Below are 12873 nucleotides of genomic sequence, written 5' to 3'. Positions count from 1 at the left end.
ATGGGGGCGGCTCTGCTCGGCGGCCTGCTTTCGGCTGTCCTCGGCACCGCACTGCACGGGCATGTCATCCATGCCGGAAACGCCGCGCTGCCGGTCGGCGCCGCGGCTGCGCTGCTCCTGACCGGGGCGGTTCTGGTCTGGTGCGGCCTGTGGGCCCGGAACATCATCGCCGCCGCACTGTGCGGAGGAACAGCCTATGTCGTCGTGGCGGCCCTCTCCAGCTCGTCGGAGACCCTCATCCTCACCGGCACCGGCGGCGGTCCGGCTCTTCCGGCTGCGTTCGCGGGGAACCTCTGGCTGTTCGGGCTCGCGCTGGTGAGCGTTCTCGGTGTGGCGGTGTGCGCCGTCGTGCTCCGGAAGTCCGCTTCAGCGGCCGGGGCCCGGGTCAGTCCGCGCTCCGGTCCAGGTGGTGCGCCAGCATGATCGACGTGGCAGTGCCGTCTTCGTCGGCATCGCCCGACGCGTACTCCTCGAAGATCTCGCGCACCCGGCCCATCATTTTCGTCCGGTTCTCCTCGTTGAGGCGGATCCCGAGCCGCCAGACATCGATTTCGGAAGGGCGGAGGCCCTCGATCTCCTGAAGGAAGGTCTCGACCAGGACCGGCGCCGCGTTCGGCATACTGGTTCGCCAGGACAAGCCCGTGGCACGGTAGGGAATTTCTTTCGCGCCGCGATTGCCGGTCCGTGGCTCCTCCGCGCGAAGGTAACCGGTCGAGAGCAGGGTGCGCACATGGTGGAGCGCCGTTGCGGGGTTCAGCTCCAGTGCCTCGGCTATTTCCTTGTTGGTCCTGCCCTTGTGAAGGCACAGGCGGAGGATCCGGAGCCGGAGGGGGGAGCTGAGTGCCCTTGCCCGTGCCTGGAACTCGTCGTCGTTTTCCATGCCTGAATCATACGCGAAAAGACCTGACCGATTGATCTTAGCCAATCGGTGACCCGACCGAACTACCCGTCAACGGCGGGGGCGGCGCGGCGGGGGAGGCGGCACGGTTTTCGCCGCGAAAACGGCTGACAGGCGGACCACGTCGTCCCCGCGCCGGGTACGAACAGTGCATTCGTGATCGTCGACGCCAAGAAGATCGCCGAGGGAGTCGGTGAATCCCTCGCCGAGGCGATGCCGCACCACAACCCGGGTGCCGGGAGCAAGGGAGCGGAGCAGTGCAACGGCCGGATCCATATCAGTAATGCTAGCGGCGGGTCCGTTCTTCGATGAGGGCTGACAGCGCGCGGGGATGCGGAGCGGCGGTCCGGGTTGCGTTAAGCTGGGGAAAGGACCAAGGTGCTCACCGCAGCACACCAGCTTCGAGGAAAGGCGTGGGACGTGACCTACGTAATCGCGCAGCCCTGCGTGGATGTCAAGGACAAGGCCTGCATTGAAGAATGCCCCGTCGACTGCATCTATGAAGGCGAGCGGTCGCTGTACATCCATCCGGACGAGTGTGTCGACTGCGGGGCCTGTGAGCCGGTCTGCCCCGTCGAAGCCATCTACTACGAGGACGACACCCCGGACCAGTGGGCCGAGTACTACAAGGCGAACGTCGAGTTCTTCGACGACCTCGGTTCGCCCGGCGGCGCGGCCAAGCTCGGGAACACGGGTAGGGACCATCCGATCATTTCCGTCCTTCCGCCTCAGAACCAGCCCGCGTGACGCATCCCGGGGAGGCACGCATCTTCGGACTCCGTCTGCCCGACTACCCCTGGGACGCGATGCGGCCCTACGTCGAGAAAGCCGCGCAGCACCCGGACGGAGCCGTCAACCTGTCGATCGGCACGCCCGTCGACCCCACCCCGGAAGTCATCCGGGACGCGCTCACAGCGGCGTCGGATGCTCCCGGCTACCCGACCACCCATGGCACTCCGGCCCTGCGCGAAGCGATCAGCGCCTGGTTCGCACGCCGCCGAGGTGTTCCTGGGCTCGATCCCGAAAACATTCTCCCCACCATCGGTTCGAAGGAGCTCGTTGCCTGGCTGCCCACCCTCTTGGGGTTGGGGGAGGGGGATGTCGTCGTGCGTCCCCGCGTCGCGTATCCCTCCTACGACGTCGGCGCCCTGCTCGCCGGGGCTACTCCCGTTGCCGCTGGTTCCCTGGCGGAGCTTGCGCCCGAAGTGAGGCAGAGGGTCCGTCTGGTGTGGCTCAACAGCCCGGCGAACCCCACGGGGGAGGTCCTCGATGCCGGAGCGATGAGGGCCGTGGTCGATGAGGCACGCAGCCTCGGTGCCGTGGTCGCCTCGGACGAGTGCTACGCCGAGCTGGGCTGGGGGCGCTGGGATCCGGAGCGGGGAGGGGAACCGGTGCCGAGTGTGCTCGATCCGCGCATCGCCGGCAGCAGTTCCGATCTCCTGCTCTCCATCTACTCCCTGAGCAAGCAGTCGAACGTCGCCGGTTACCGCGCCGCCTTCGTGGCCGGTGACGGGGCGATCGTCGCGAACCTCGTGAACTCGCGAAAGCACGCCGGTATGATCGTGCCTTTTCCCGTCCAGGAGGCCATGCGGGTTGCGCTCGGCGATGACGGACACGTCCAGCGGCAGAAGGACCTCTACCGGGGCCGGCGCGAGCGGCTCGTGCCCGCGCTCAGGTCCTTCGGTATGACGATCAGCAGTTCCGATGCGGGCCTGTATCTGTGGGCTTCCGACGGCGGTGCAACCTGGGACACCGTTGAGAGGTTCGCAAGCGAGGGCATTGTCGTCGGGCCCGGCACCTTCTATGGTGAGGCGGGTAGCGGTTTCGTGCGGGTGGCACTCACCGGCACCGACGAGCGTATCGATGCCGCTGTCGCGAGGCTCGCCCGGTGAGCAGCAGCGCTTCCACCACCGTGGTGACGGCATAACGACCCGGACCCGATTAGTGATCGGAGTGCTGATACCGGTAGCGTTTCAGGTGAATATGCCAACCTGCGGATGCAGTCGGGCAAGCGTTGCGAGAATTTCACTCCAGCTCCTGAAGGAGAGTCAATGACTGAGCAGAACAATGCCTCGCTGCACTACAACGGTGGCGAACTGAACCTTCCGACAGTGCCGGCAGTCGAGGGCAACAACGGTTACGACGTCTCGAAACTGTTGAAGCAGACAGGGAACGTCACTTTCGACCCCGGCTTCATGAACACGGCAGCGACGACGTCGGCAATCACCTACATCGACGGCGACGCCGGGATCCTGCGCTACCGCGGCTACCCCATTGAGCAGTTGGCGCAGAATTCGAGTTTCCTTGAGGTTTCCTATCTGCTGATCTACGGGAACCTGCCCACTCCCGAGGAGCTTTCTGCGTTCGATGGCCGGATTCGGCGCCACACGCTGCTGCACGAGGAACTCAAGGGATTCTTCGGCGGCTTCCCGCGCGACGCCCACCCCATGCCGGTGCTGTCCTCAGCGGTCTCCGCGCTCTCCACGTTCTACCAGGACTCCCTGGACCCGTTCGACGACGAACAGGTGGAACTCTCCACCTTCCGCCTGATGGCGAAGCTTCCGGTCATCGCCGCGTATGCGCACAAGAAGTCCATCGGACAGCCCATGCTCTACCCGGACAACTCCATGAACCTGGTGGAGAACTTCCTGCGGCTTTCCTTCGGGCTGCCGGCCGAGCCCTATGATGTCGACCCGATGATGGTCAAGGCGCTCGACCTGCTGCTCATCCTCCACGCGGACCACGAGCAGAACTGCTCTACGTCGACCGTCCGCCTCGTGGGTAGCTCCAACGCCAACATGTTCGCCTCGGTCTCCGCGGGCATCAACGCGCTCTTCGGCCCGCTGCACGGCGGCGCGAACGAGGCAGTTCTCAACATGCTGCGGGACATCAAGGCCAAGGGTATGCAGCCCGAGGACTTCATGGAGAAGGTCAAGAACAAGGAAGACGGCGTGAAGCTCATGGGCTTCGGGCACCGCGTCTACAAGAACTACGACCCGCGGGCCAAGATCGTCAAGGCCACTGCGCATGACATCCTGAGCAAGCTCGGCGGTAACGACGAACTGCTGGACATCGCCATGCGGATCGAGGAAAAGGCGCTGGCCGACGACTACTTCATCGAGCGCAAGCTGTACCCGAACGTCGACTTCTACACGGGCCTCATCTACAAGGCGATGGGATTCCCGGAAAAGATGTTCACCGTGCTCTTCGCCATCGGTCGCCTCCCGGGCTGGATCGCCCAGTGGCGCGAGATGATGCAGGACCCACAGACGAAGATCGGGCGCCCGCGCCAGCTCTACACGGGAGAGCCCGAGCGGAACTACCCCGCGCGCTGATCCGCGTCCAGTGATAGGTTGCCGGTATGGCTTCTTTCTTGGTGCGTCCCCGCAACGGCAAGATCATCGGTGGTGTCTGCGCCGCCCTCGCTACCCGCTTCGGCATCTCGAAGACACTCGTCCGCCTCGGTTTCGTGATTTTCGGCCTGGTAGGAATCGGGGAGCTGGTCTACATCGTGTTGTGGATCACCATCCCCAAAGCCTGATACCGGCCGCACCCTTGAACGACGGGCGCACGGATTTCATCCCCGTGCGCCCGTCGTTCTCCACCGTGGCTCCTGCCGGACGCTCGTGTCGAGTGACCTCGGCGCCACCCCGCATTCCGGCCAGGCCGTAGTCAGGCCTGCGGTGCGTAGCCCTGCGGGTTGTTCTTCTGCCAGCGCCAGTGGTCCTCGCACATCTCGTCGAGCGTGCGGACGGCCGACCATCCGAGGTCTGCCAGTGCCGATGACGGGTCCGCGTAGCTGACGGCGGCATCGCCCGGGCGCCGGGGCGCGAATTCGTAGGGTACGTCGGAACCTGCCGCGGCTGAGAACGCGGCGAGGACCTCGAGCACCGACGATCCGTTTCCGGTTCCCAGGTTCCAGCGGTGCACACCGCTATGTTGGGAAAGGTATCCGAGTGCGGCGAGGTGGCCTGCGGCGAGGTCCACCACATGGATGTAGTCGCGGATGCCGGTCCCGTCGGGCGTGGGATAGTCGTTTCCGAAGACCATCACCTTTTCGCGACGTCCCACCGCGACCTGCGCGACGAACGGCAGGAGGTTGTTGGGCGTGCCGGTGGGGTCCTCGCCGATCCTCCCTGACGGGTGTGCTCCCACAGGATTGAAGTACCTCAGCAGGGCAACATTCCAGCGTGGGTCGGCAGCTCCCACGTCGGAAAGGATGTCCTCGATCTGCTCCTTGGTGCGGCCGTACGGATTGACGGCGTCCAACGGCATTTTCTCGATGAGGGGCACTTCCTCGGAAGCGCCGTACACGGTGGCGGAGGAGCTGAAGACCATCGTCCGCACGTCGTGCGCGTCCATCACCCGCAGGAGGCTGATCGTGCCGCCCACATTGTTGTGGTAATAGTACAGCGGCTTGTCGACCGACTCGCCGACGGCCTTCAACCCCGCGAAGTGGATCACGGCGTCCACCTGCTCCTGCTCGAAGACCGTGCTCATGCCCTTCTCGTCGAGAAGGTCGACCTGATGGAAGGCCAATCGACGGCCCGCGAGCTCCTCGACGCGTTCCAGGGACGTTCTCGTGGAATTCGTGAGATTGTCGACCACGACGACGTCGTGTCCGGCTTCCAGCAGTGCCAGCGAGGTGTGTGAACCGATGTAGCCGCTGCCTCCGGTAACGAGAATTTTCATGCTGTCCAGTCTAGTTGTCCATAGCGGAAGCCGAAGGCACCGCAGCGATGGAGACGGTGAGCCCGTTCCCGGTCTCCGCCGGCAGCCACTCGCCCTGATCGCGTGTCCACTGCGAGCCGGAGAACGACACCGAATCGAGGGAGAGGGCATTCGCGTTGGCGACCGCCCAGTGCGCCTCGGCCCAACCCTGCGCTCCCTCGACCTCCCGGATGAGCGAACCCCCATCGATGAATCCGGTACGCTCGCCGAACAGGTTCGCCAGCTGGGACGCCACCGCTTCGACTGTTCCGGGTTGCTGGGAGTCCCGCAGCACGCAGGTAAGGGATGCAGCGGACTCACCGGTCAGGGCGGAGGCGAAGGCCCGGCCCTCCGGTTCGTGGTCCGCGTAGGCGTCGGGGAGCGCACTGCGCTGCACGGTTTGTGCCGCCTCGGTGATGGGAAGGCTCTCGTATCCCGGAACCCGCACCAGGGCGTCATAGAAGGCGTTGGTGGCATACAGCGGATCCATGATCTGTTCCTCGGTGCCCCAGCCCTGGGACGGCCGCTGCTGGAACAAGCCGCGGGAGTCAGGGCCGGCGTCGTCTCCGTAGTCGATATTCTCGAGCCCGGACTCCTGGATGGCCGCAGCGATCGCGATGGAAGCCGCCCGGGCGGGTAACCCCCGTGCCACTGCCACCCCTGCGATCAGTGCGGCATTCCGCGCCTGGGACGGCCGGAGCTCGTAGCTGTCCGGACCGACGGCCGCCGAGCACCGCTCGCGGACCAGCACCTGGGTGTCATTCACCCGAGTCACAGCAAGGTGGACGGCACCCGCCACGAGGCTGAGGAGCACCACCAGCACGACGGCGGCGCGCGCCCGGCGTCGTCGTCGCGCGGCGGCACCGCTGGAACGGTAGGGAGCTTGCACGCGCTATTGGTTCGCGTGCAGTGCAGGGTTGAGTGCGATCCCGTTGCCCCGGCGCTGGCGGGCTTCGACTACTCCCGTGGAGGAGTTCCGCAGGTAGAGCACCCCTGATTCGCCGGAGAACTCGGATGCCTTGACCACGGTGCCGTCCTGCAGGGTAAGTTTCGTCCCTGCAGTGATGTAAAGACCGGCCTCCACCACGCAGTCGTCGCCGAGGGAAATCCCCACGCCGGCCTCGGCGCCGAGGAGGCACCGCTCACCGATGGTGATCGTTTCCTTTCCACCGCCCGAGAGGGTTCCCATGATCGAGGCGCCTCCACCGATGTCGGACCCGTCACCCACCACGACTCCGGCCGAGATACGGCCCTCGACCATGGAGTGGCCGAGTGTTCCGGCGTTGAAGTTCACGAAGCCCTCGTGCATGACCGTGGTTCCCTCGGCCAGGTGGGCGCCGAGCCGTACGCGGTCGGCGTCGGCGATCCGCACACCGGCGGGCAGCACGTAGTCGACCATCCGCGGGAATTTGTCCACGGCGAAGACGGTGACCGGCCCACGGGCACGGAGCGCGAGGCGCACTGCATCGAAGCCCTTGACGGCGCACGGCCCGTAGTTCGTCCACACCACGTTGGAGAGCAGCCCGAACACGCCGTCCAGGTTGATGCTGTTGGGTGCCGCGAGCCGGGAGGACAGCAGGTGGAGGCGAAGATAGGCGTCAGCGGCATCGGCCGGAGCGGCGTCGAGGTCCGACGTCGTCTCCACTACCGTGGGTGTGGTCCGCCGCAGCGCATCCTGGCCTGCGGCGGCAAGGCCTGCCAGGTTCTCGCGCAGTGCGGCATCGTCCGACGCATCCGCTGCGCCGAGGCGGGGAGCGGGATACCAGACGTCGAGGACGTTGCCGTCGTCGTCGAGGGTGGCGAGGCCCAGGCCGCTGGCCGTCCTCGGGCTGTCGGCAGTGCGGGAGGCGGTCGGTGCGATCTGGGTCATGGCCACCAGTCTACCGAGGGATAATGTTGGACCATGACTGAGCCGCACGCCCCTGCCCTTGACCTCACGTCGGATGTGGCGCTCCTGACAGCCCGGCTGATCGACCTCGAAAGTGTTTCCGGGAATGAGCGTGCCCTCGCTGACGGCGTGGAAGCCGCGCTGCGGGCGCTGGACCACCTTGAAGTCGTCCGGGACGGTGACTCGGTCATGGCGCGCACCACTCTTGGACGCGACGAGCGGGTCATCCTCGCCGGGCATCTGGACACGGTTCCGCTTCCCTCGGCACCTGGCGCGCGGGGAACCGTCCCCGCTTCCTGGGACGGTGGCGTGCTGTACGGACGGGGGGCCACCGATATGAAAGGCGGGGTTGCGGTGCAGCTCGCCCTGGCTGCTGCCCTGACCGACCCCGCACGGGACATCACCTTTATCTTCTACGACCACGAGGAGGTCGAGGCATCGCTGAGCGGCCTCGGCCGGCTGGCGGACGCCTATCCCTCCTGGCTGGACGCGGACTTCGCCGTCCTCCTCGAACCGACCGACGGAACCGTCGAGGGCGGATGCAACGGCACCGCGCGCTTCGCTGTCACCACGACAGGTAGGGCCGCGCACTCCGCCCGGGCGTGGATGGGCGAGAACGCCATCCACGCGGCCGCCGAGGTGCTGGTACGGCTCCGCGACCACTCCCCGGCCACGGTGACGGTGGATGGACTGGACTACCGCGAAAGCCTCAACGCCGTGAAGATCGTCGGCGGGACTGCGGGAAACGTGATTCCCGACGCCACGGTCGTCGAGGTGAATTACCGCTTCGCGCCGGACAAGACGCCGGATCAGGCCGAGCAGTACGTTCGGGAACTCCTCGTAGGGTTCGACGTCGAGCGCACGGATGCCGCTGCCGGAGCCCGCCCGGGACTGCAGCACCCGGCGGCCGCCGACTTCGTCGCCGCGGTGGGCGCCGAGCCGAAGCCCAAGTACGGCTGGACCGACGTGGCGAGGTTCAGCGCCCTGGGCGTCCCGGCAGTCAACTTCGGACCCGGCGATGCCCTCCTTGCGCACACCGACGACGAACATGTGCATGCCGAGGCGATCCGGGAGTGCCTGCGGGCCCTTCGGACGTGGCTCTCGCCCTGAGTCGGGGCCTCCGACCCGGGCGGTGAAACTCAGGTACTCGCCGCATCCATGGCTATCACGCCATCCTGCTTCGTCGTCTTCGCTTTGCCCTTGGTCCTGAAACTCAGCAGCGTGGAGAGCCGTGAGGCGATCGAGGAGACGGCGAAGTTGATGAGGATGAAGATCACCGCCGAGATGAGCAGGGCCTGCAGGAGGTTCCCTTCACCGACCCCGAGCCGCCGGGCGTTCTGCAGCAGTTCGGAGTAGCCGATGATGTAGCCCAGCGCCGAGTCCTTCAATATGACGACGAACTGGCTGACCAGTGCGGGAAGCATCGCGATCAGGGCCTGGGGAACCTCGATACTGCGCAGCGACTGGAGCGGCGTCATACCAATGGCCATGCCCGCTTCGCGCTGGCCCTTGGGAAGACCCTGCACGCCCGACCGGATGAGTTCGGCGATCACGGAGCCGTTGTAGAGCGTCAGCGCCACGACGACGGCGAGGAACGCGGGGTCGGTGACGGCATCGATCCGGCCGAAGCCGAGCCAGAGGAAGATCATCATGAGCAGCACGGGAATGGCGCGCAGGAACTCGACGATCACGCCGGCCACCGCCCGGATCGGCAGGAAGTGCGTGAGCCGTCCCATGCCGAAGACCAGGCCGAAGAGTATCGAGGTCACCACCGCGATGGCCGCGGCCTTCAGGGTGTTCAGCAACCCCGGCAGGATGAAGAACTCCCATGTTCGACCTTCAAGGAATGGCGTCCATTTGTCGGCTGCCAGTTGGCCTTTCCCTCCCAGGAGAAAGACGACGTATGCAACGAGTGCCAGGATCAGGGCGGTCCCGAGGATATTGCCCAGGAGAATATTGCGCCGGGCTTTCGGCCCGGGAGCGTCGAAGAGGACCTGCTGAACGCTCATCGAGCCACCGCCAATTTTCTGGATGCCCAGGTTGTGAGAAGGCCGACGGGAATCACGATGATCACGAATCCGAGGGCGAAGGTGAGGAAGATCGGAATCACGAGGTCTCCACGGAATTCGATCATCGTTTTCATCAGGCTCGACGCTTCAATGGCCACCGAGCCTGCCGCGGCCACCGTGGAGTTCTTGATGAGGGCGATGAGCACATTGCCCAGCGGTGCGATGGCACCCCGGAACGCCTGGGGAAGGATGACGAGCCGGGCGGCCGGCAGGAAGCTCAGGCCGATGGCGCGCGCCGCTTCCGCCTGTCCGAGCGGGACAGTGTTCACGCCACTTCGGATCGCCTCGCAGACGAACGCTGCATGGTAGAGGGACAGGCCGAGGATGGCGAGCCGGAAGAAATTGAGGTTGAAGTCCTCGGTGAGTGAAACCTGGAGCTGGCCGAACAGGCCGAGAACTCCGAAGGCGATGATGATGGTGAGCGGTGTGTTACGAAAGATGTTGACGTAGGTTGCACCGACGAACTGCAGGCTGGCGATAGGTGAGATCCGGAACAGGGCCAGGAGGGTGCCGAGCAGCGTCGCCCAGATGGCCGCCCAGAAGGTCAGCTGGATGTTGGCCCAGAAAGCCGCGGGCACGTCATAGGTTTCGAACAGCGTGAGATAGTTCTCCACGCTCCACCTCTTCTCGAGTGTTGAACATGCGTCGGTGGGGTGGTCCCGAAAGGACCACCCCACCGACAGAGTTGGGTGCTACGCGCAGGCGTCCGGCGTCGGCGGGTTCAGCTCGGCGTTGAACGTGTAGTCAGCGCCCTCGGTGTTGGCCGTGATCGCTTCCTCCCACGCGCCTTCTTCGATCATCTTGGTGATGGCTTCATTGATGGCTTCACACGTGGTGTTGTCCTGGGGAAGGCCCACTCCGTAGTTCTCCTCCGAGAACGGTGCGCCGACCACCTTGAACTGTCCGGCATTGGCTTCCTGCGCGGCAAGCCCGGCGAGGATGATGTCATCGGTGGTGGCGGCGTCGATTCCGCCCCCGGCCATCAGGCTCACGCACTCTGCGTAGCCGGGCTGCTCCACGAGGTTGACCCCGGGGTAGGTGTCCTTGATCTTCTGCGCCGAGGTGGAACCCGTGACGGAGCAGAGGTTCTTGCCCTCGAGGTCCTCGGGGCCGCTGATTGAATCGTCATCGGCACGGACGAGAAGGTCCTGGCCGGCGACGAAGTAGGGGCCCGCGAACGCGACGGTCTCCTTGCGGGTGTCGGTGATGGAGTAGGTCGCGAAGATCATGTCCACCTGGCCGTTGCTCAGCAGGTTTTCGCGGTTGGCAGAGGGTGCCTCGCTGAATTCGATCTGGTCCTCGGAGTAGCCGAGTTCGTTGGCGACGTACTTGGCGACGTCGACGTCGAAGCCCGAGTACGAGCCGCCCTCGTCGAAGCCCAGACCCGGCTGGTCGAACTTGATGCCGATGCGGATGGTCTCTCCGGAACCCTCGGCTTCGCCGGTGGCTTCAGCACCACCACTGTCGCCTCCGCCACAGGCGGACAGGGTGAGTGCTGCTGCGGCAGCGATGGCGGCCGCAGCGTAACGGGTCTTGCGCATTGATTTCTCCTTGAATTGTGGCCCTGAGGGCCTGGACGGGTGATGAGAGCTTCTGGTCCTACGGTGGAAAAATCAGTGGGCGAGGATTTTCCCCAGGAAGTCCTTCGCCCGGTCGCTCTTCGGATTGGTGAAGAACTCCTCCGGCGTCGCCTGCTCGACGATCCGGCCGTCGGCCATGAAGATCACGCGATCTGCGGCCTTCCGGGCGAACCCCATCTCGTGGGTGACCACGATCATGGTCATCCCTTCCTTTGCAAGCGACACCATCGCGTCGAGGACCTCGTTGATCATTTCAGGGTCAAGTGCCGAGGTGGGCTCGTCGAACAGCATGACCTTCGGCTGCATGGCGAGGGCCCGGGCAATGGCCACGCGCTGCTGCTGGCCGCCCGAAAGCTGGGCAGGCAGCTTCTGAGCCTGATTGTCGACACCCACCCGCTTCAGGAGGGACATCGCCAGGTCCTTGGCCTCTCCGCTCTTCATCCCCTTGACCTTGACGGGTCCGAGCGTCACGTTCTCGAGAATCGACTTGTGGGCGAACAGGTTGAAGGACTGGAACACCATTCCGACGTCGGCACGCAGTTTCGCCAGGGCTTTGCCCTCGGCGGGGAGCACCTTGCCGTCCACCCGGATTTCGCCGTCGTCGATCGTTTCGAGCCGGTTGATGGCACGGCACAACGTTGATTTTCCGGAACCTGACGGTCCGATCACCACAACTACTTCACCGCGGGCAACTTCGAGGTTGATGTCCTGCAGGACATGGAGGTCGCCGAAGTGTTTGTTGACGTGCTTCAGCGAGACCAGCGGCTCTCCCGAGGGCACGGATGTAGACGGTTGCGGTTCACTTGTCATGGATAGAATCTAGCGAACTATCGCCCGTTGGCAATCCACCTGCGCCCAAAGCGGGTAATCGTGATTCAAGAGCAACCAAAGCCGGTGGCGCAATTGGAATCGCATAGCCTTGGGGAATGCCTCACATTCATACTTCGAACGACGACGAGAACGCAGGCCGGGCCGCCCGGGCGGACGAGCCCCGACGGCGCGGGCAGGTCGAGTTGCGGCGGAGCCAGGCGGCGGTGCCCCAATCGGACAGCTACCTGCTCGACGCCGACGACTCGGCTCCCTTTACCAAGACCGATCCGTGGCGGGTGCTCCGCATCCAGAGCGAATTCGTCGAGGGATTCGGAACCCTCTCCGAACTGGGACCCGCAATCAGCGTGTTCGGTTCGGCCCGCACCTCGCGGGATTCGCCGTTCTACGCCATCGGAGAGGAAGTGGGGCGGCGGCTCGTGGGGGCCGGATATGCGGTCATCACCGGGGGAGGCCCGGGTGCCATGGAGGCCGCCAACAAGGGTGCGTGCCAAGCCGGCGGGATGTCGGTGGGGCTCGGTATCGAGCTGCCGTTCGAACAGGGGATGAACGAGTGGGTCGATCTCGGGATCAATTTCCGGTACTTCTTCGCGAGGAAGACCATGTTCGTGAAGTATGCGCGGGGGTTCGTCGTGCTGCCCGGCGGATTCGGGACGCTGGACGAACTGTTCGAGGCCATGACGCTCGTGCAGACCAAGAAGGTCACGTCCTTCCCCATCGTCCTGGTCGGGGTCGCCTACTGGACGCCGCTGCTTGACTGGGTCCGGGACACGCTCCTGGTAGAGGGGACGGTGTCGCAGGCCGACATCGACCTGGTTCACCTCGTCGACAGCGCGGAGGAGGCCGTGCGCTTCGTGGTCGCGGACACGGGAGGGGCGGCAGCGCGGTGAGCCGGCCCTC

The 12873-nt window shown here is 65.2% G+C and carries 16 protein-coding genes; 7 read left to right on the top strand and 9 right to left on the bottom strand.

The window, feature by feature from the left end; genetic code table 11:
- Window positions 1-423 carry a hypothetical protein gene (locus tag IWX65_RS00565; RefSeq protein ID WP_196880538.1) on the top strand — a complete coding sequence of 141 codons (423 nt, stop codon included), beginning with the start codon at window positions 1-3 and terminating at the stop codon, window positions 421-423.
- Here IWX65_RS00565 and IWX65_RS00560 read toward each other — a convergent pair.
- Window positions 386-880, bottom strand: a complete 495-nt coding sequence (locus tag IWX65_RS00560; RefSeq protein ID WP_196880537.1) for a helix-turn-helix domain-containing protein — start codon at window positions 878-880, stop codon at window positions 386-388. The genes IWX65_RS00565 and IWX65_RS00560 overlap by 38 nt on opposite strands.
- 69 nt (window positions 881-949) lie before the next feature.
- On the bottom strand, window positions 950-1174 hold the full coding sequence (locus IWX65_RS00555; protein WP_196880536.1) for a putative acetyltransferase: 225 nt from the start codon (window positions 1172-1174) through the stop codon (window positions 950-952).
- Between the two features lie 144 nt (window positions 1175-1318).
- Here IWX65_RS00555 and fdxA point away from each other — a divergent pair, with 144 nt between their 5' ends.
- The 4 genes from fdxA to IWX65_RS00535 all read left to right on the top strand — a co-directional run bounded on the left by fdxA (window position 1319) and on the right by IWX65_RS00535 (window position 4439).
- Complete coding sequence (fdxA, locus tag IWX65_RS00550; protein ID WP_196821080.1) at window positions 1319-1645, top strand: ferredoxin; 327 nt, start codon at window positions 1319-1321, stop codon at window positions 1643-1645.
- A complete protein-coding gene (gene dapC / locus IWX65_RS00545) occupies window positions 1642-2790 on the top strand; it encodes a succinyldiaminopimelate transaminase (RefSeq protein WP_334683563.1) in 1149 nt (382 codons plus the stop codon). The genes fdxA and dapC overlap by 4 nt, the downstream gene beginning before the upstream one ends.
- A gap of 159 nt (window positions 2791-2949) precedes the next feature.
- On the top strand, window positions 2950-4233 hold the full coding sequence (locus IWX65_RS00540) for a citrate synthase (protein ID WP_196880535.1): 1284 nt from the start codon (window positions 2950-2952) through the stop codon (window positions 4231-4233).
- Between the two features lie 26 nt (window positions 4234-4259).
- Window positions 4260-4439, top strand: a complete 180-nt coding sequence (locus IWX65_RS00535; protein WP_196880534.1) for a PspC domain-containing protein — start codon at window positions 4260-4262, stop codon at window positions 4437-4439.
- A 131-nt stretch (window positions 4440-4570) separates the two neighbouring features.
- Here the strand turns inward: IWX65_RS00535 and galE are convergent, their stop codons facing one another.
- From galE to dapD, 3 genes are read right to left on the bottom strand one after another with little or no spacing between them, the layout of a single operon-like run.
- The gene (gene galE, locus IWX65_RS00530; RefSeq protein WP_196880533.1) at window positions 4571-5590 is read right to left on the bottom strand and encodes a UDP-glucose 4-epimerase GalE; all 1020 of its coding nucleotides are present in this window, start codon (window positions 5588-5590) and stop codon (window positions 4571-4573) included.
- Between the two features lie 10 nt (window positions 5591-5600).
- Window positions 5601-6497 carry a hypothetical protein gene (locus tag IWX65_RS00525; RefSeq protein ID WP_196880532.1) on the bottom strand — a complete coding sequence of 299 codons (897 nt, stop codon included), beginning with the start codon at window positions 6495-6497 and terminating at the stop codon, window positions 5601-5603.
- 3 nt (window positions 6498-6500) lie between these two features.
- Complete coding sequence (gene dapD / locus IWX65_RS00520; RefSeq protein ID WP_196880531.1) at window positions 6501-7478, bottom strand: 2,3,4,5-tetrahydropyridine-2,6-dicarboxylate N-succinyltransferase; 978 nt, start codon at window positions 7476-7478, stop codon at window positions 6501-6503.
- A 33-nt stretch (window positions 7479-7511) separates the two neighbouring features.
- On the opposite strand from dapD, the gene dapE reads away from it, so the two are divergent.
- Entirely contained in the window at window positions 7512-8606 is a 1095-nt protein-coding gene (dapE, locus tag IWX65_RS00515) for a succinyl-diaminopimelate desuccinylase (RefSeq protein WP_196880530.1), read from the top strand.
- Between the two features lie 29 nt (window positions 8607-8635).
- Here the strand turns inward: dapE and IWX65_RS00510 are convergent, their stop codons facing one another.
- The 4 genes from IWX65_RS00510 to IWX65_RS00495 all read right to left on the bottom strand — a co-directional run bounded on the left by IWX65_RS00510 (window position 8636) and on the right by IWX65_RS00495 (window position 11955).
- On the bottom strand, window positions 8636-9505 hold the full coding sequence (locus tag IWX65_RS00510) for an amino acid ABC transporter permease (protein WP_196880529.1): 870 nt from the start codon (window positions 9503-9505) through the stop codon (window positions 8636-8638).
- Window positions 9502-10179 carry an ABC transporter permease subunit gene (locus IWX65_RS00505; RefSeq protein ID WP_196880528.1) on the bottom strand — a complete coding sequence of 226 codons (678 nt, stop codon included), beginning with the start codon at window positions 10177-10179 and terminating at the stop codon, window positions 9502-9504. Before IWX65_RS00505 ends, IWX65_RS00510 begins: the two co-directional genes overlap by 4 nt.
- Window positions 10180-10257: 78 nt before the next feature.
- Window positions 10258-11106 carry a glutamate ABC transporter substrate-binding protein gene (locus IWX65_RS00500; RefSeq protein WP_196880527.1) on the bottom strand — a complete coding sequence of 283 codons (849 nt, stop codon included), beginning with the start codon at window positions 11104-11106 and terminating at the stop codon, window positions 10258-10260.
- 72 nt (window positions 11107-11178) lie between these two features.
- Window positions 11179-11955 carry an amino acid ABC transporter ATP-binding protein gene (locus IWX65_RS00495; RefSeq protein WP_442859148.1) on the bottom strand — a complete coding sequence of 259 codons (777 nt, stop codon included), beginning with the start codon at window positions 11953-11955 and terminating at the stop codon, window positions 11179-11181.
- A gap of 116 nt (window positions 11956-12071) precedes the next feature.
- Here IWX65_RS00495 and IWX65_RS00490 point away from each other — a divergent pair, with 116 nt between their 5' ends.
- Window positions 12072-12863 carry a TIGR00730 family Rossman fold protein gene (locus IWX65_RS00490; RefSeq protein WP_196821090.1) on the top strand — a complete coding sequence of 264 codons (792 nt, stop codon included), beginning with the start codon at window positions 12072-12074 and terminating at the stop codon, window positions 12861-12863.
- Window positions 12864-12873 lie beyond the last annotated feature (10 nt).

Source organism: Arthrobacter sp. CAN_A214, from assembly GCF_015751955.1.
GTDB lineage: Bacteria > Actinomycetota > Actinomycetes > Actinomycetales > Micrococcaceae > Arthrobacter_D.
Note: the sequence above shows the minus strand (reverse complement) of the source record. Positions and strands in the feature narration are given on the sequence as shown.